Annotated in this window: 17 protein-coding genes; all 17 read left to right on the forward strand. The window is 69.3% G+C overall.

All coding sequences use genetic code 11. From position 1 onward, the window contains the following. Positions 1-2: 2 nt before the first annotated feature. Positions 3-1358, forward strand: coding sequence for an HlyD family type I secretion periplasmic adaptor subunit (locus HUK68_RS11425; protein ID WP_244146147.1), 1356 nt, complete (start codon positions 3-5; stop codon positions 1356-1358). Beyond that, the gene (locus HUK68_RS11430) at positions 1355-2929 is read left to right on the forward strand and encodes a TolC family protein (RefSeq protein WP_175504257.1); all 1575 of its coding nucleotides are present in this window, start codon (positions 1355-1357) and stop codon (positions 2927-2929) included. Before HUK68_RS11425 ends, HUK68_RS11430 begins: the two co-directional genes overlap by 4 nt. Positions 2930-3019: 90 nt before the next feature. Next, positions 3020-3211: a Flp family type IVb pilin gene (locus HUK68_RS11435; protein ID WP_175504258.1), complete on the forward strand. Its 192-nt coding sequence runs from the start codon at positions 3020-3022 to the stop codon at positions 3209-3211. A gap of 28 nt (positions 3212-3239) precedes the next feature. Further along, positions 3240-3803 (forward strand): A24 family peptidase, encoded by a 564-nt coding sequence (locus HUK68_RS11440; RefSeq protein WP_175504259.1) that lies wholly within the window; start codon positions 3240-3242, stop codon positions 3801-3803. Positions 3804-3921: 118 nt separating this feature from the next. Further along, positions 3922-4941 carry a Flp pilus assembly protein CpaB gene (cpaB, locus tag HUK68_RS11445; RefSeq protein ID WP_175504260.1) on the forward strand — a complete coding sequence of 340 codons (1020 nt, stop codon included), beginning with the start codon at positions 3922-3924 and terminating at the stop codon, positions 4939-4941. 28 nt (positions 4942-4969) lie between these two features. After that, positions 4970-6385, forward strand: a complete 1416-nt coding sequence (locus HUK68_RS11450; protein WP_175504261.1) for a type II and III secretion system protein family protein — start codon at positions 4970-4972, stop codon at positions 6383-6385. Positions 6386-6389: 4 nt separating this feature from the next. Further along, positions 6390-7880, forward strand: a complete 1491-nt coding sequence (locus tag HUK68_RS11460) for a CpaE/TadZ family protein (RefSeq protein ID WP_208458660.1) — start codon at positions 6390-6392, stop codon at positions 7878-7880. 7 nt (positions 7881-7887) lie between these two features. Beyond that, positions 7888-9210, forward strand: a complete 1323-nt coding sequence (locus tag HUK68_RS11465) for a TadA family conjugal transfer-associated ATPase (RefSeq protein ID WP_244146149.1) — start codon at positions 7888-7890, stop codon at positions 9208-9210. Then, complete coding sequence (locus HUK68_RS11470; protein ID WP_175504263.1) at positions 9207-10172, forward strand: type II secretion system F family protein; 966 nt, start codon at positions 9207-9209, stop codon at positions 10170-10172. Before HUK68_RS11465 ends, HUK68_RS11470 begins: the two co-directional genes overlap by 4 nt. Positions 10173-10232: 60 nt before the next feature. Further along, complete coding sequence (locus HUK68_RS11475) at positions 10233-11243, forward strand: type II secretion system F family protein (protein ID WP_175504264.1); 1011 nt, start codon at positions 10233-10235, stop codon at positions 11241-11243. A 3-nt stretch (positions 11244-11246) separates the two neighbouring features. Next, positions 11247-12104, forward strand: coding sequence for a tetratricopeptide repeat protein (locus HUK68_RS11480; RefSeq protein ID WP_175504265.1), 858 nt, complete (start codon positions 11247-11249; stop codon positions 12102-12104). Then, positions 12104-12460: a DUF3613 domain-containing protein gene (locus tag HUK68_RS11485; RefSeq protein WP_175504266.1), complete on the forward strand. Its 357-nt coding sequence runs from the start codon at positions 12104-12106 to the stop codon at positions 12458-12460. The genes HUK68_RS11480 and HUK68_RS11485 overlap by 1 nt, the downstream gene beginning before the upstream one ends. A gap of 14 nt (positions 12461-12474) precedes the next feature. Beyond that, entirely contained in the window at positions 12475-12999 is a 525-nt protein-coding gene (locus HUK68_RS11490) for a TadE/TadG family type IV pilus assembly protein (protein ID WP_175504267.1), read from the forward strand. Then, positions 12996-13481, forward strand: a complete 486-nt coding sequence (locus HUK68_RS11495; protein WP_175504268.1) for a TadE/TadG family type IV pilus assembly protein — start codon at positions 12996-12998, stop codon at positions 13479-13481. The genes HUK68_RS11490 and HUK68_RS11495 overlap by 4 nt, the downstream gene beginning before the upstream one ends. Before the next feature lie 12 nt (positions 13482-13493). Further along, positions 13494-15392: a pilus assembly protein TadG-related protein gene (locus HUK68_RS11500; RefSeq protein WP_175504269.1), complete on the forward strand. Its 1899-nt coding sequence runs from the start codon at positions 13494-13496 to the stop codon at positions 15390-15392. Between the two features lie 42 nt (positions 15393-15434). Further along, the gene (locus HUK68_RS11505; protein ID WP_175504270.1) at positions 15435-16871 is read left to right on the forward strand and encodes a sigma 54-interacting transcriptional regulator; all 1437 of its coding nucleotides are present in this window, start codon (positions 15435-15437) and stop codon (positions 16869-16871) included. 62 nt (positions 16872-16933) lie between these two features. After that, positions 16934-18196 carry a glycosyltransferase gene (locus HUK68_RS11510; protein ID WP_175504271.1) on the forward strand — a complete coding sequence of 421 codons (1263 nt, stop codon included), beginning with the start codon at positions 16934-16936 and terminating at the stop codon, positions 18194-18196. The last annotated feature ends 134 nt before the right edge of the window (positions 18197-18330 follow it).

Consider the following 18330-nt stretch of genomic DNA (forward strand, 5'->3'; position numbering starts at 1 on the left):
CCATGGGCAAGCTGCACCAAGACCTTCCCGAAGTGCTGCGCAATGCGCAGGCGGATGCCGCGCCCGCGGAAAGCGCGGCCGAGGGCACGCCCTTCAGCAAGGGGCCGTCGCTGCTCACGCGGCAGCGGTTGATCACGGGCGCGCTGGCCGGGCTGGTGCTGGTCGGGCTGTTCTATCCCGTGGAGAACGTGGTCGTGGCCAGCGGCCAGGTGATTCCGTCCGACCGCGTGCAGAGCGTGCAGCATCTTGAAGGCGGCATCGTCACCGCCGTGCATGTCAAGGAAGGCCAGTCCGTGGGCAAGGGCCAGCCGATTCTCGAGATCGACCTGGGCGGAAGCAGCCTCAACCTCGAGCAGCTGACCGCGCGCAGCGCAACAGCCCAGGCCGTGAGGACGCGCCTGGCGGCCGAAAGCCAGGGCCGGCAGCTCGATGCCGCGCAATTCCCCAAGGAAGTCGATGCGCGCATCGTGCGCTCCGAGCTGGGTGCGTTCAGCGCGCGCGCGCTGGAGCACCGCGGCAGCCTGGCATCGTCCGAGGCGCTGCTGGCGCAGGCGCGCGGCGATGTGGCGCAGACCCAGGCGCGCATCAAGGGGCTTGAAACCAGCCTGCGCCTGTATGAACAGGAAGCCGCCATAGCCAACCAGCTGGCGGCCGAGCAGCTGATCGGCCAGCTCGAAGTCATCGACAAGCAGCGCGCGCTGGAGGCGGTGCGTACCGACCTGTCCGCGGCGCGCCAGAACCTGGTGAGCGGCCAGGCCAAGGTGGACCAGGCCCAGGCCAAGCTGATGGAGACGCAGGGCGCGTTCCGCCGGCGCGCCTCCGAGGAACTGGCGCAGACCGAGCGCGAGCTGATGAGCCTGTCGGAGGATGTGGCGCGCGCGCAGAGCCAGCGTGGCCGCACCGTCGTGCTGGCGCCCACCGATGGCATCGTCAAGGGCTTGCGCAGCTCGGGTGCGGGCTGGGTGGTCAAACCGGGCGAGCCGATTCTCGAGATCGTGCCGGACAAGGACGAGATCGTGGTCGAGGCGCGGCTCAACCCCTCGGACCGCGGCTACGTGCATGTCGGCCAGGCCACCAAGGCCAAGATCACCGCCTACGACTACCTGCGCTATGGCTTCGTGCAGGGCCAGGTGCGGCTGGTGTCGGCCGATGCCGACCATGATCCGAACCGGCCCGAAGCGCCCTCCTACTTCCGCATCCAGGCCAGCCTGCAGCAGCCCTGGGTGGGCCGCACCGACAACCGCATCACCACCGGCATGCAGGCCGAACTGGACCTGCTGGTCGGTCATGAACCCTTCATCTGGTACCTGCTGCGGCCCGTGCTGCACATCCAGAGCCAAGCCTTCCGGGAGCCATGATGCGCACGGCCGGCCTGCTCACCCGCACCCACCGCCGCGCGTTGCGCGCCGCCGGACTGCTGGGCTCGATGCTGGCCCTGGCGCTGCCGGCCGGCGCGCAGCCGGCGCAGCCGCCCGCGCTGCAGCTGTCGCCGCAGCTCGCACCCGGCTCGCTGGCCACGAACCAGTCGCAAAGGCAGCTGCTGGGCGCGCTGTACGAGATGCTCAATGCGCATCCGGACGTGCTCAAGGCGCGTTCCGCGCTCGAGTCCGCGGGCCATGACGTGAGTTCGGCCAAGGGCGCGCGCTGGCCCAGCTTCAAGGTCGGCACCTCCTCGGGCACGGCCTCGATTGGCCAGGGCCAGCGGCGCGAGTCGTACACCGCGATCACCGCCGAAGTGCGCATGAACCTGCTCGATGGCGGCGCGATCGGCGCCGGCATCCGATCCGCAGAGGAAATGGAGGCCGCCCAGGACAGCGTGCTCTACAGCACGCGCCAGAACGTGTTGCTCGAAGCCCTCACGGCCCTGCTGGAGCTGCACCGGTTCGAGCTCAAGGCTCAGGTCGCGGCCGAATCGGCGGCGACCATCGGCCAGCTCGCGCATGTCGAGCAGCGCCGCGCCGAACTGGGCGCCGTGGGCCGCAACGACCTGCGCCGCGCGGCCTCGCGCCAGGCCAGCGCGCTGGCCGAGCAGCAAGGGCTGCAGTCGCAGCGCCTGGACGCGCTGGCGCGCTTCACGCGCTATTTCAACTACGCGCCCACGGGCAGCGCCCTGCCCGACCTGCAGGTGCCGGCGCAATGGCTGCCGGCCAGCGAGCAGGCCGCGCTGCAAGCCGCGGAGAACCACAGCTCCGAGCTGCGCGAGTCGCGCCACATGATCGAGCGCGCGACCGCCGAGGTCAACCGCAGCAAGGCGCAGCGCTTTCCCACGCTGGCCGGCGTGGTGGCGCAGACGCACGACCCCAAGGGAGTGCTCTACAACGAGGGCACGCGCTACGGCGTCGAGCTCAACTGGAATTTCGGCAATGGCTTCGAACTGCGCGACCGCATCCTCAAGGCGATCAACGAATTGCAGGCCCAGGAGGCGCAGCAGGAAGCCGTGCGCCGCCAGGTGCAGGAAACCGCCTCGGCCGCCTGGGGCCGCTGGCAGGCCGGACGCGAGCGCGAGGCCCAGCTCACGGATGCGGTGCGCGAAGCGCGCACCGCGTTTGAAGGCTACCGCCGGCTGCTTGAAGTCGGCCGCGGCAGCCTGTCCCAGGTGCTGGACTCGCAGCTCGAGATGCAGCGCCTGATGCTCGAGGAGGCCGATGCGCGCTACGACCAGCGCATCAACGGCCTGCGGCTGATCCGCACCACCGGCCAGCTGCTGCCGCCGCAACTGCCCAATCAATGGCTAGACCGGCTGTTCGACCAGCCGCCGGCCGAACGCCCCGCATTTGCCACCGCCCGCGCTCCGATGCCGGGCGCCGCGCCCGACACCACTCCCACTGCGCCGGCCCAGCCCTTGCAGTTGCGGCTTGAAACCCGACTCGATCCGGCGCTCGCAACGGCGCCGCAGAACCCGACAACCCACCACGCCTTGCGATGGTGATCCCCTGAGTTTCCACCCGCGGCAGCGAGCGCTAGCCCATCGCCCGCCAACCGCTTTGTTTCATGGGCTGCACTTTTGAATGGAATCAAAATGACCAAACTCATCCAACGCTTCTGGAATGACGAAGAAGGTGCAACGGCTATCGAATACGGACTGATTGCGGGTTTGATTGCCGTGGCAATCCTCGGGACGGTGAGCACATTGGGTGGTCAACTCAACGTCATTTTCCAGAAGATCTCCACCATCCTTACGGGCGCCGGCACTCCAACGCCCTCGAACTAAGTCTGAAGCCCGCAAGGCAGTCCTGCTGATGCCGTGGTCGAACTTTCTGGTCCCCCTGTGCCTGCTCTGGCTCATTGCCATAGTGGTCATGGACCTGCGTATCCGCAAGGTACGCAACTGGATGGTGCTGCTGGGGCTGGGCATGGGCGCCATCGCGCTGGCTGCGGGCATCCAGCCCTTCCAGGTCCCGGCCTGGAAGGCGCTGCTGGGCATGCTGGTGGCGTTTTCCGCCTTGCTGCCCTTCTACGCATTGCGCTGGATGGGCGCGGGCGACGTGAAGTTTGCCGCCGTCATCGGGCTGTGGCTGGGGCTGTCGCCCGCGCTGCTGGGCATCTGGCTGGGCGGCAGCCTGCTGGCCGGCGTGCATGGCGTGCTGGTGCTGGCCTGGCGCCGCGCGCAGGCCTCGGCCAGCGCCCAATGGCTGCAGGCCCGCCTGCCGCTGCGCATGGTGGCGCTGGTGACGCCGCCCGACACGCCGCCCGTGGCGGCCGACGGCCAGCGTGTGATCGTGCGCAGCATCCCCTATGCCGGCTATATGGCGCTGGCCGCCATCTGGCTGTTGTTCGTGGACCGGTCCGTGTTGGCCGCCTAGAAAGGAACGTCATGAAGCCATCCTCCGCACCAGGTAGTTTTGCCTTCGAGGCCGGCTTGCCGCGCGCCAGCACCGAAAGCAAAGCTTCCCTGTCTTGCGCAGCCAGGAGATCCACGCCATGAATCTCACCAAGATCCTTGCCGGCCTGCTGCTGGCCCTGGCCCTGCTGCTGGCCATTGGCGCCTGGATGCTGGGCCGCCCGTCCAGCGCCCCGGCAAGCACCGCTCCCGCGGCAGCGCCCGTGGCACCGGCGCAGCAGCACGATGTCGTGGTCGCCGCGAAGGCCATTGCCGCAGGCCAGCGCCTCGTCGCCGAAGACCTCAAGGTGGTGCGGATGCCCGCGGCGGTGCCGCATGGCTTCGGCAACCCGGCCGCGCTGCTGGGCCGCACCACGGGCACCCACATCCACGCCGATGCGCCGCTGTTCGAGCAGCAATTGCTCAACGGCCTGGCGCTGCAGCTTGAAAGCGGCCAGCGCGCGGTGTCGGTGGCTGTCAAGGAAGCGATGGCCGCGGGCCATCATGTGCGTCCTGGCGATTTCGTCGATGTCTTCTTCACCCTGGATGGCAAATCCGACCAGGCCCAGGTCGATACGCAGACCCGGCTGCTGCTCGCGCGCAGCCGCGTGCTGGCCTATGGCGCGGCCAGTGTCGAGAACCCGCCGCCCACGGCAGCCCAGCGCCAGGAACAGGAACAGCAGGACAACAGCACCGGGGTGCGCCGCGCGAGCGCGCGCGAGAATGCCGGCGGCCGGCCCGACAATGCGAATACCGCGGTGCTGGCGGTGGCACTTGACGACGTGCAGCGGCTGACGCTGGCTGAACGATACGGCCAGCTGACGCTGGCGCTGCGCCATCCGGATGATCTCAGCATGCCTGACCCGGCGCTGTTCGCGGCGCTGCCCACGGCGCTGCAACCGGTCGCAGGCCGGCCGGCCAAGGGGCAGGAGCTCGGAGCTTCCGACCGCGCCTATGCCGGCCTGCGCTTCAAGGACCTGGCGGCGGGCGCGCCCGCGAAAAGCCCGCCGCGCCCGCCCGCCGCGCTGCAGGCCGCGGCCGCGCCGCGCACGCCCGCGCCACCGCGCCCGCAGACCGTCGAGGTGTACCAGGGAGGCACGGTCCAGACCGTGGCCTACTGACGGCGCGCCGGCAACACAGGTAGAGACCATGAGAACCGCCTCCCCTTCGCCACTCACGCTCCCCGGCCTGCTGGCTTGCGCCGCGCTGTCGGGCTACCCGTTTTCGGCCTTGGCCCAGCAAGCGCCCGGCGCCGCGCCCCAGCCCGCCGAAGCGATCGGCGCGCTGCCCGTTCTGGACCTGACCGTGGGACAGCAGCATCTGCTGCAGGAGCCCGCTGCCGTGGCGCGCATTGCCATCGGCGACCCGAACCTGCTCGACGTGAAGCTGCTGCGCGACCTGGCTGCGGGCACGGCGCGCGCGGCCGGTACACCAAAGGCGGCGCAGCTGCTGCTCACGCCCAAGGCCGCGGGCCGCACCACGCTGGTCATCTGGCCCGCCAATGGCGCGCCGCAGACGCGCGAAGTGCGCGTTGCGCTGCCGCGGCTGCTGCTCGAGCGGCGCCTGGGTTCGGTGCAGCAGCACGCCCAGGCCCTGGCCGAAATGCGCGTGACCGCGCCACGCGAGGCGCTGCTGCTCGACCGTTCCGAGATCCAGGTGGCCAGCAATACCGTGCAGGTCGATGTGCAGGTGGTGGAGTTCAAGAAATCCGCGCTGCGCCGCGCCGGCATGAACCTGGCGAGCGGCGGCCCCAACGACCACGGCTTCCAGTTCGGCGTCTATACGCCCGGCACCAGCGCCGGCGCCAGCGGCGGTGGCTCCTCCGGCTCGGGCTCCGGCTCGGGGTCGGGCAACGGCATGTCGGCCATCACCAGCGCCATGAATCTGGTGCTGGGTTTCGGCAAGGCGTTCAGCGGCCAGGGCATCACCGCGCAACTGGGCTTTCTCGAAGGCAACGGACTCGCGCGCGTGCTGGCCAAGCCGACGCTGGTGGCGCATACCGGCCAGAGCGCGAGCTTTCTGGCGGGCGGTGAGATCCCGATTCCCGTGCCGGGGCGCGATGGCAACGTCGCCATCGAATACAAGGAGTTCGGGGTCAAGCTGCAGCTGACGCCCACCATCCTGTCCGACGTGCGCATCGCGCTGAAGGTGGCGCCCGAAGCCAGCGACCTCGATTACACCCAGGGCGTGACCATCAGCGGCGTCTCGGTGCCGGCGGTGCGCACGCGCCGTGCCGACACCATGGTCGAGCTGGCCGATGGCGAGAGCTTCATCATCGGCGGCCTGGTCAATCGCGCGACGCTCTCCAGCGTCAACAAGGTGCCGCTGCTGGGCGACCTGCCGGTGCTGGGCAACTTCTTCAAGAACCTGAACTATTCGCAGGAGGAGACCGAGCTGGTGATCATCGTCACGCCGCGGTTGGTGCAGCCGCTGCCGGCCAACATCCGGCTCGAGGCGATGCTGCCCGGCGCGCTGTCGGAGCACCAGGGCGCGGCCCAGGTCTGGGCGCCCTATGTCATCGGCGCGCCGTACGCCAACTCGGCCTTGCCGGGCTTCTCGAACTGATGCCATGAGCAAAGAGCCTTTTTTCCCGCCCTCGCCCGGCAACCCCGCGCCCACGCCGTCGCTCGATGAGTTGCTGGGCGCGCATGCCCGCGCGCGCGCTCCGGCCGGGACCGAGGCGCCTCAGCCGGGGGCGCCTCAGCCGGCCGCGCCTAAGCCGGCCGCGCCTCAGCCCGTCGACTTCGCCGAACCCGCGCCCCCACCCGTTCAGCACCTGCCGGCGCAAGCGGCGGCGCTGACTGCCGAGGCACGCGTGCCGCTGCTTCTGGTGCATGCCGGGTTCTCGGAAGGCGCGCTGATCCAGACCTGGATGCAGCATGTGATGAAAGGCGCGTCGCTGTACCTCGCGCGCTTCCAGGAAGGCGTGATCGACCTGGTGCTGGACAACCAGCCCAACGCCGTGCTGATCCAGTTCGACCCTTGCTGCATCGATGCGGCCGTGGCCCTGTCGGCCCAGCTGCAGGCCAGCTATCCGCAGATCCCGCGGCTGGCGATCGGGCGCACGCGCCATGCGCAGTGCATGCTGGCCGCGCTGCGCACCGGGGTGCAGGACTTCATCGACATCGACGGTTCGGTCGACAATGCGCAGCAGGTGGTGCACCAGCTGCTCGATGCGCCACCCGCGGGCGGCGTGCAGCTGTCGCGCGCACCGCAGACCGCCCTGGTCTCGGCGCGCGCCGGCCTGGGCTGCAGCCTGCTGGCCGCGCACCTGAGCGCGCATTTGCAAGCCCGGCTGCAGTGGCCGCAGCCCGCGCCCGCCCCATCGGCTGCCGCCAGCAGCACCGACGAAGCGCTGTCCAGCCTGCTGATCGAGCTGGGCCATCCCGGCGGCGACTGCGCCATCTACCTCAACACGCCGGGCGAGTTCGGCTTTGCCGATGCCGTCCACCAGCAGCATCGCCTGGACCGCCGCATGGCGCAAAGCGCGATTGCGCGCCACGCCAGCGGGCTGCGCCTGCTCACGCTCGCGCAGCAGCCGCAGGTCCTGGCGTCGGGCGATGTGCAGGCCTTGCTCAACCGCCTGGGCCACTATTTCCGGCATGTGGTTCTCGACCTGGGCGCCTGCGATTCGCCGCAACTGCTCAAGGACGTGCTGCCCGGCGCCAGCGAGGTGTGGGTGCTGTGCGATCAGAGCGTGGCCAGCGTGGTGGGCACGGCGCAGCTGCTGCGCCAGCTGGAGATGCTGCAGGTGCCGCGCGAGCGGCTGCGCCTGATCGTCGGCCGCCACGACAAGCGCCTGGAGCTGAGCGCGGAGCAGATCGCGCGGCAGCTGCAGCTGCCGCTGCTGGCGCAGCTGCCCGAACGCCGCCGCGAGCTGTCCCGGGTCGTCGACCAGGGCCGCCTGTTCACGCCGCAGCAGCGGCGCGAGCCCTATGTGCAGGCCGTCGCGCAGCTGGTGCGGCGGCTCCTGGCCGATCACCATCCGGAGATGGCGCTGCCCGACTCCGCCGCCGCCCACCCGCTGACCCGACTGCTGCAACGCCTGCGCAGGAACTGAACGCACCATGATGACCACGGCCTACCCCACTCCTGCGCATGCCAGCCTTGCCGAGTTCGAGAACAGCGCGCTGTTTGCCGACCTCAAGAACAAGGCCTATGAACATCTGCTGAGCCGCATCGAGGAGCTGGGCGCGGAGTTCGGGCGCTGGTCGCGCGCCGCGATCGCGCAGTTCGTCGCCCTCGAACTCGACAGCTACATCCGGCTGCATCCGGTGCCGGTCAACGAAGAGGAAGCCCACCTGGTCGCCAGCGCCCTCACGCGCGAACTCACCGGGCTCGGGCCGCTGCAGACGCTGCTGGACGATCCGGCCGTCGAGGACATCCTGATCAACGGCCACCAGGAGATCTACGTCTCGCGCGGCGGCATGCTCACGCGCGAGACCTCGCACTTCAAGGACGACGAGCATGTGCTGCGCATCGTGCGCCGCATCCTCGCGCCGCTGGGCCGGCGCCTGGACGAGTCCAGCCCGATGGTGGACGCGCGCCTGCCCGACGGCGGACGCATCAACGTGATCATCGCGCCGCTGTCCATCGACGGCCCCTCGGTCTCGATCCGCAAGTTCCGCAAGGACCCGCTGACGCCGCAGGAACTGGTCGGACTGGGCACCTTCAACGCCGACATCTGCCGCATCCTGGAAATGGCGGTGCAGGCGCGCTGCAACATTCTGGTCAGCGGCGGCACGAGCTCGGGCAAGACCTCGCTGCTGAACGCGCTGGCGACCTTCATCCCCAGCCGCGAGCGCATCGTGAGCATCGAAGACACGGCCGAGCTGTCGCTCAACCACAGCCATGTGGTGCGGCTCGAGAGCCGGCCCGGCAGCTTCGACGGCAGCGGCCACGTGAGCATCCGCGACCTGCTGATCAACAGCCTGCGCATGCGCCCCGACCGCATCATCGTCGGCGAGGTGCGCAGCGGCGAGGTGCTCGAGCTGCTGCAGGCCATGAACACCGGCCATGACGGCTCGATGGGCACCATCCACGCAAGCTCGCCGCGCGAGTGCCTGTACCGCGCCGAGATGCTCGCCGGCTTCGCGGGTTTCCAGGGCAGCGAATCGAGCCTGCGCCGGCAGATCGCCAATGCCGTGGACTTCATCGTGCAGATCGGCCGCCTGTCCAACGGCCGCCGCCGCGTGCTGTCGCTGACCGAAGTCACGGGCATGTCGGACAACGTGATCTCCATGCAGGAGCTCTACCGTTATGAACCGCAGATCGGCGCCGACGGGCAGGAGGCCGACCATTGGGTGTCGATGGGCATCTCGCCGCATTCGCCCAAGCTGCTGAGCTGGTGGCGCGCACAGCAGCAATCCGGCCAGGGCGGCATGCGATGACTTCCCACCTGCCAGCCATCCTCGTGCTGTGCTCACTGGCCTGCGTGCTGCTGGCGCTGGCGCTGTGGCTGTGGTCCAGCGCGCGGCGCCAGCAGGCCAGGCAGGCGGTCCAGAGCACGCTCGAGCGCAGCCTGGAGATCCGGCGCGAGCAGCACGCAGGCGAGCCGCTGCACCTGTCCCACCCGATGGCACCCGCGCTGGCGCGGCCGGCGCAGCCCGGCCCGCAAGGCCTGCGCCGGCTCAAGCAACTGCTGCGCTACCGCGCCTGGGGCGTGGCGCCGCGCACGCTCGCGCTGCTGGCGGCGGCGGCGCTGGCGCTGGCGTTGCTCGCCGCGCTGCAAGGCGGTGCGCTGCTGGGCCTGATGCTGCTGGCGCTGTGCCTGCTGCTGGGCGCGTTCGGCATCTGGCTGCGCGTGAGCCGGCGCCGCGCGAAGATGCTTTTGCAACTGCCCGCCTTCCTCGACAACCTGGTGCGGCTGCTGTCCATCGGCAACTCGCTGCACGCGGCCTTCCAGTTCGCGGGCAGCAATGTGCCGCAGCCGCTCGGGGGCGCGCTGGCCGAGGTGTCGGCCGGGCTCAATGTCTCGCCCGACCTCGGCCAGGCGATGGCGCAGCTCGAGCGCACCTGGGGCCTGCCCGAGTTCGGCCTGCTGGCCGCGGTGTTCCGCATGAGCACGCGCTACGGCGGGCGCGCGGACATGGTGCTCGAGCGCGTCTCGAGCTACATCCGCGACCGCCAGTCGGCCGAGCGCGAACTGCGTGCGATGTCGGCGGAGGTCCGCATGTCGGCCTGGATCCTGGCGCTGCTGCCCATCGTGGTCGGCGGCATGATCATGCTGCTCAACCAGGGCTACTTCCTGCGCATGTGGAACGACGCCATGGGCCAGAAGCTGGTTTTCGCTGCGGCCGGCCTGCAGGTCTTCGGCTCGCTGCTCATGTACCGCCTGGCCCGCCTGCGCTAGCACCGCCATGCCCATGAACCCCGTTCCCCCCCACCGCTGCGCCCCGCGCCAGGAGCTGCCATGACCGCGCAGCAGCTGTGGACCCTGAGCCTGGGACTGGCCGCGCTGGGCGCGCTGCTGCTGGCCATGGCGCTGGCCTGGCAGCTGCGCCGCTCGGCACGCGCCGCAGCGCGCATGGGCGAAGTGCTGCAGGCGCGCGAAAGCCATGCCGCGCCGGCGGGCACCCCGTTCCTCGCGCCGTTTCCCATGCCGGGCGGCCAGCCGCTGCCCGGCACGCCGGGCGGCGACCGGAGCGAGGACGCGGCGGCGCAGTCGGTGGCCGACCGTCTCAAGCCGCCGCCGTGGCTGCAGTCGGGGCTGTCCAAGGCGCTGTTTGCCGATGAGGACCGCAAGCTGATGGAACTGGCCGGCCTGGAGATCGCGCGCGGCGGCCTGTGGTACGTAATTGCGCGCGCCGTGCTGGCGCTGCTGCTGCCGATGCTCGTGCTGCTGGTGCTGCAGCCGCAGGGCCAGAAGGCGCTGATGTACGGCTTCCTTGCCCTGGGCACTGGCGTCATGCTGCCGAAATGGCTGCTGCGCGCCAAGGCCAAGGAGCGGCGCCGGCAGGTCGTCGAGGAGCTGCCGCTGTTTGTCGACATGCTGCGGCTGCTGCAGGGCGTGGGCCTGAGCATCGACCAGAGCATGCAGGTGCTGGCCACCGAGTTCACCAGCGTGCTGCCCGTGATCAGCTCGGAACTGGCGCTGGCCAACCGGCTGCACAGCAGCGGCCGCACGCGCGAGCAGTCGCTGCAACGACTGGCCCAGCTCGGCGCCGACGACGACCTGAGCGCCGTCGTCAATCTGCTGGTGCAGGTCGACCGCCATGGCGGCGCCGTGCAGGACCCGCTCAAGGAATTCAGCCTGCGCCTGCGCGAGAAGCGCCAGGCGAACTTCAAGCAACGCATCGGCGTGATCACCGTCAAGATGACCGGCGTCATGGTGCTGACCCTGCTGCCCGCGCTGCTGGTCATCACCGCCGGCCCGGGCTTCACCGCCGTGATCCGTTCGCTGTCTTCGATCGGAGGGAAATAGACCATGACCGCCACCGCATCTCCCCTGCCGCTGCGCCGCCTGGGCACGCTGGCGCTGGCCGCCGGCGCGCTGCTGCTGGCCGGCTGCGCGGCCAAGCCGGTCCAAGGCTATGGCGCGGCCGTCGACCCGAGCCTGGCGCAACAGGCGCAGCAGCAATTGGAAAAAGCCGAGCAGCTGACGCAGATCGACCCGCAGCAGACCTATCTGAACCTGATCGCGCAGATGCAGCAGGCGCGGCAGTGGTACGCGTCGCTGGCGCACACCGAGGCTTTCGAGCGCCAGTACGGCAGCAACGCGCAGATCCGCCTCAAGCGCGCCGACGCGCTGCGCAACACCGGCCAGGCGTTGCCCGCCGAGCAGGCCTACCAGGCGCTGCTGGGCGAGGCCGACAGCCAGGTGCAGGCGCGCGCCCACCGCGGCCTGGGGCTGCTCTATGCCAGCCAGCAGCGCTATGCGCCGGCCGTGGCCCAGCTCGAGCGCGCGCGCCAGCTCAATCCCATCGATGCCGACCTGCTGGCCGACCTGGCCTACACCCACATGCTCGACGGCCGGCTCGACGCCGCCGCGCTGCCCATGCTGCAGGCCGCGCAGCTCGCGCCCGCCAATGCACGCGTGCAACTGAACCTGGCGCTGTACTGGCTTGCCAGCGGCGCGCGCGACCAGGCCGGCCTGCTGCTGCAGCGCCTGCGCCAGCCGGCGTCGCCCAACGCCGCGCCGCTGATCGACGACACCTCGCTGCAGACCTTGCAAACGCAATTGGCCAGCATCGAGCAGGCGGTGCGCACGCGCGCGGACCCTCGCGCACCCCTGGTGCTGGGCAGCGCGCCCCTCCCATCCCCCCGCCTCCAGGAGCTTCAATGATGCGGCTTTCCCTCCCACGCCCACTGGGGCCGCGCCTTGCCGCGCTGCTGCTGGGCCTGGCCGCCGGCACGGCGGCGCTGGCCGACGGCGCAACGCCGGTTGCGGACAACGCCGTGGTCAGCGTCGAGCTGGCGCCAGCACAACCCTATGGCAGCGCCAGCGCGCCCGCGTCTGGCGGCAACGCGATCGGCAGCGCCACCGAGGGCCTGCTGGCCATGCAGCGCAATGCCATCGGCGCGCGGCCGCGGCCGATCGATGGCGAGCAGGCCAGCCGCAGCTACCAGCGCTACCTCAAGAGCTTTGAAACCAGCATTCCGGAGCACTACGGCACCGGGCTGGACCTGAAGAAGCGCTAGCCAGGACCTGCTCCATGCGCCCGTGCCACACCCCTGCCCCGCCACGCCGCCAGCGCGGCGTGTACGCGCTCGAGTGGGCCATCATCTTTCCGGTGTTCTTCCTGCTGGTCTACGCCATCCTTTGCTACGGCCTCAGCTTCCTCGTGCGCGCGTCGATGCAGCACGCGGTCGAGGAAGGCGCGCGCGCCGCGCTGCGTTATCCGGTGGGCAAAAGCGCCTCGGACTGGAACGACCGCAAGCTGCTCGCGCTGCAGGCCGTCAAGGACAGCCTCGACTGGCTGCCGCCCGCGATCCGGCCCACGGACGCCGATATCCGCTTCACCGTGTGCCGCGTGGGCGATGCCGGCTGCAACGCGGACAGCGCACTGGTTGCCGACCTGGGCTGCGATGCCAAGACGCCCTGCCTGATCCTGGTGTCCTATGCGATCCAGGATTACCAGTCCAGCGCCATCGCGCCGGCGATTCCCGGATTCGGCCTGGTGCTGCCGTCGACGCTGCAGGCCACGGCCAGCATCCTGATGGACAGGGAGCTGCTGTGAACCCGCCGCTCGCCAACACCGGTATGCGCCGCTGCCGCCAGCAGGGCACGGCGGCCGTCGAGCTGGCGCTGATTGCGACGCTGATGGTCGTCCTGCTGCTGGGCCTGCTGGTGTGGTGGCGCTACTTCCAGGCCAGCCAGATACTCGCCAAGGCCGCGGGCGACGGCGCACGCGCGGCGCATACGCTGGTCATCACGGGCACCCTGCCGTGCGTGGTGGCCAATGCCCAGGCCAACAAGGCCGCGATCGAAGCCCGCGTCGAGAACGTGATCCGGGAGCAGCTGGTGCATGGCGGCCTTCCCGCCAGCGGGTTCAGCCTCACCGACAAGGCCTGGGCCTGCTCCGGCACCGCGGCCGAGCGTTTCAGCTTCAACGTCAGCTACCGGCTGCCGGCGCTGCTGGGCGGCAGCGACTGGCTTGCCGAGCCGACCACGCTGAGCATCCGCGACCGCATCGTCGTCCACTTTCCTTCCCGGACCTGAAGGACAGCCGCCATGCAGCAGCCACGCTTTCGCCCCCCACGCGCGCAACAGGGCTCGGTCCTGGTCCAGTTCGCCTTTGTCGCGCTGGTGCTGCTGGCCATGCTGGGCACGGTGCAGGTGGGCTATATGTATTCCGCCAAGCGCGACCTGCAACGCATTGCCGATATTGCCGCGCTCGAGTCCTCCAACGCCATCCAGCTCGCCACCAGCTGCAGCGAGGCCACGGCGGCCGCCAGAACCAGCATCGACGCGCAATGGCCGCTGGGCGTGAACCGCGGCAGCGACAGCGGCATGCGGATCGAATGCGGCCATTGGACGCGCATGAACGGGTTCGACGCGACCAGCCCGTTCAATGCCACCCGCGTCACGCTGGCCGGAGACAGCCTGCAACTGTTGCCGTTCAGCGGCAGCAGAACCATCATGGCGACGTCCACCGCGGCCATTGCGGGCAACCCCATTGGCGCATTCACCGCGGGCTCGGGTGTCGCCCGCCTCAATGATGGCGCGCTCAACAGCCTGCTGGGCATGCTGCTGGGCACCACCCTCAATCTGAGCCTGGCCGACTACGAAGGCCTGGCCAGCACCAACGTCAACCTGCTGGGCATCATGGACGCGCTGCAGCTCGACGCCGGCAACTACTCGGAGCTGCTGGATACCGAGATCAGCCTGCGCGAACTGATCAACGCCAGCATCCAGGTCGCGCAGAACCTGCCCGACCAGGCCACCGCCAACATCGCCATTGCCGCGCTGCGCAACATGCTGGCGCTGCCGGCCCGCGTCGATCTCGCCAACACCTTCATCCACCTGCTCAAAGGCGCGAGCGGCAACGGCCTGCTCGATGTGGGCATCCACCAGGACAACCCGGCCACCGCGCTGAATGCCGACGCCAGCGTGCTGAGCCTGGTGAAAACCGCCTTGCAGGTGGCCAACGCCGATTCGGCCGCGGCCCTGCAGACCTCGCTCGACCTCGGCCTGCTGGCCAAGGCCACGGTGGCCGCCAAGGTGATCGAGCCGCCGGTCATTGCCGTGGGCCCGGCAGGCACGGATGGCAGCGGCAGATACATGACAACGGCGCATACCGGCCAGGTGCGCCTGAACCTGAACCTGCAGGTGGTGAATTCGCTGAGCGCCACTGGCAATCTGCTGGACCTCAACCTGCTGCTGCTGCGCCTGCGGGTCTCGCTGCCGACCAACCGGTCCGCCATCAACCTGCCCGTCTATCTGGAGGTGGCTTCGGGCGATGCGCGCCTCAAGGAGATTGCCTGCCACCAGTACGGCAGCAACGTGCACAAGGCAAGCATCGATGCCAAACCCGGCGTTGCCAGCCTGCTTCTGGGCCAGGCGCCCGATGCCATGACGAACACCGGCGCGCCCTGGACCAGCCTGTCCAAGGATTTCTTCCATCTTCTCGACCTGAACGTCAAAGCCACCTTGCTGGGCGACCTGATCACCGTCGTCGAGGCCCCGGTCAAGCTGATGGCGCGGCTCGACCTGGACACCACCGACACCCAGAACGCGGCGGCGTACCAGCAGCTCGATTTCCGCTATTCGACCGAGACCGCGCGCTCGGCGCAGGATCTGGTCAAGACCGCCGGCACCCGCAACCAGCTGGGCTCCTATCTCGGCAATGCCTTCAACCAGAACCTGCTGCAGTTCCGCCTCGATACCAGCGGCCTCACGCTGCTGGGCCTGCGGCTCGATTACCTGTCTTCGATAGTGGACGGCCTGGTCAACAGCCTGTCGGCCATTGTCTCGGCGCTCACGCCCCTGCTGTCCGCGCTGCTCACGCCGGTGTTTGCATTGCTCGATTCGCTGCTGGGCCCGTTGCTCAGCGCACTCGGCCTGCAGGTCGGCTATGCCGATGTCGAACTGCTCTGGGCCGACTGCAACCCGGCGCAACTGGTCCATTGAGCGCATGCATGGGCAACCCATCGAATTACAAGGAACGCCACAGTGAATCAGAGTGATTTGGTCATCTACGTCTGGGAGGGCCAAGCCGATATTGCCGAGCGCGTGGAACGCTGCATGCTCAGCATGGACGTCGAAGTCGTGCGCGCCGACGGCCTCAACGCGCCGCCGCTGGCCGCGTCGAGCCAGAACGCGATCTCCATCGTGAGCGTGTCCGTGCTCGAAGGCGCGCGCTTCAGCCGCCAGCATATCGAGGGCACGTTCGGCGGCATGCCGGTGCTGTGGGTCAGCTCCAACCTGCGCGGCGCCACCGCCGGCAGCTATGCCAACGAGTATTCGCATGTGCTGCCCTTCGACTTCACAGGCGCCGAACTGCGCGCAATGCTGGCGCGCATCCTGCAGCGCCTGCAAAGCTCGCACCACCAGCCGCAGCGCTCGGACGACATCATTGCCGTGGCCGACTGCATGCTGGGCCTGCTCAACGACGTCGACACCTTTGCCGATTGCGAACACAGCGTGCTGATCAGCGGCGAGACCGGCACCGGCAAGGAGCGCATCGCCGAGCGCCTGCATGTGCGCAACACGCATTACGGCCAGGGCCCGTTTGTCGTCGTCAACTGCGGCGCGATCCCCGACGGGCTGTTCGAGTCGCTGTTCTTCGGCCATGCCAAGGGCTCGTTCACCGGCGCCGTCACCGCGCACAAGGGCTTTTTCGAGCAGGCCAGCGGCGGCACGCTGTTTCTCGACGAGATCGCCGACCTGCCGCTGTACCAGCAGGTCAAGCTGCTGCGCGTGCTCGAGGAGCGCACCGTGACCCGGCTGGGCTCGGCCACGCCGGTGCGGCTCGACTTCCGCCTCGTTGCCGCGACCAACAAGCCCCTGCGCGACCAGGTGCATGCGGGACGCTTTCGCGCCGACCTGTTCTTCCGGCTGGCCGTGGTGGAGCTGCAGATGCCCAGCCTCGAAGAGCGCGGCGAGGCCGACAAGCTCGCGATCTTCGCCAGCATCCTGCACAAGGTGGTCGGCGAGGAGCTGATGGCCGAGCTCGGCGAGCCGCCGTTCTTCATTCTCGATGCGGTCGCGCAGATGTACTTTCCAGGCAATGTGCGCGAGCTGCGCAACCTGGCCGAGCGCATCGGCGTGGCCGCGCGCCAGACGCGCAACTGGCTCGCGGGCGGCGCGACCGAGCGCATCCTGCAGCAGGCGCAGAACCTGTCGGCCCTGACCCTTCCGCCACCGCCCGCGGGCGCGAGCGAGCCGCCGCCGGCCAGCCGCGCGAACTGGGATCTGGAGGAGCGCAACCGCATCATTGCCGCGCTCGGCGCCAACGACTGGAAACGGCAGAACACCGCCCAGCAGCTGGGCATCAGCCGCAAGGTGCTCTGGGAGAAAATGCGCAAATACCAGATCAGCGATGGCGAGCCCGAGGTTCCCGTGTCCACCAGCAGCGCGCCAGAGATCGAGGACGAAATCGACCGATGACGCGGCCCGCGCCCGTCCCCTTGCCTGCCCATTCGCGCGGCGCTGCCGCCGTGCCCTGACCCATGCAAAAACCCCTGATCGTTTTCGTCGGCGCCGTCTATCCCAGCCAGTACAGCCTGCTGTGCAGCCACCTGCGCGCCACCGGCATGGCCGACAGCTGGTTCATGACCACGCCCGGCCACAAGGCCAACCATGAGAAGGACTGCGACCACCTGCTGTCCTTCCAGCCCGACGGCAAGATCGTCGGCCCGCAAAGCTACTACTACTCGAGCAAGGTCGAACGCTCGGCGCGCATCTGCCGCGGCGTGCTCAAGGCGCTCAAGGACTTCGAGCAGGCCCAGGGCCGGCGCATCGATGTCGTGGTCGCGCATTCGCTGTGGGGCGCGCCCAACTGGCTTTACGACGAACTCGATGCGGCCATCGTCAGCTACATCGAATTCCCCAGCTACCGCGCGCATGGCAACGACGCGGCCTACCCGCCCGACGAAGCCCAGCGCCTGGCGGACCGCAATACCGAGATGCTGCATTTCCACCAGGTGCTGTGCAGCGACCTGACCATCGTGCCCAGCGCGCATGCGCGCGCGATGTTTCCCGCCGCGCTGCAGGACCGCATCGCGGTGCAGTTCGAGGGTTTCGACATCCAGGCGCCGCTGCGCGAGCGCCCCGCATCACCGGAAGAAACGCAGCCGTTCACGGTGGCGTTTTCCGCGCGCGACCTGTCCAGCGCCAAGGGCTTCGAGACCTATATGCGCCTGGTCGACCGGCTGGTGCGCGAAGGCGACGCCGAAGGCACGCGTTTCATTGCCATTGGCGACCCGACCGCGGCCACCTACGGCTACGAGCAGCAATGGGTCGAGCGGCGCTACGGCGGCAAGGTGGCAAGCTTTCGCGACCACCTGCTGCAGGTCTATCCCGGCGCCCGGGTGGTCGAGTTCCCGGGCCGCCTGCCCTATGCGGAATTCGCCGCGATGCTGGCCGGCGTGGATCTGTTTCTCTATCCCCTGCGCTACGGCGTGGCGAACTGGGGGTTGATGGAGATCCTGGCGCGCGGCGGCTGCATCATCGGCTCGAACTGGGGCTTCACTCCCGAGCTGGTGCAGCACGATGTCAACGGCCTGCTGCTGCCCGACAACGACGATGCCTGGATCGACGCGATCCGCGCGCTGCGCGCCGACCCCGCGCGCCGCGCGCGCTACAGCCAGGCGGCGCGTGAAACCGGCCGCCGATACCACATCTCCAGCGTGGCGCCGCGCTTCATGGCGCTGTTCCAGCGCGCCATGGCGCAGCGGCAGGCGCCGCTGACCCTGCCCGCCGCCGCGCCCTGAGCCCAACAGACCGGTGTGGCGGCCGCGCCGCAGTGCGCGAAATGTGCGCCGCGGCACGAAGTGCCTGGCTATGATACGTTTTGTATCAACTTGCGCCAGCGAGACGGTATCTCGCTGGCGGGCTGCGCTGCACG

It is taken from the genome of Comamonas antarctica (assembly GCF_013363755.1).
GTDB classification, from domain to species: domain Bacteria; phylum Pseudomonadota; class Gammaproteobacteria; order Burkholderiales; family Burkholderiaceae_C; genus Comamonas; species Comamonas antarctica.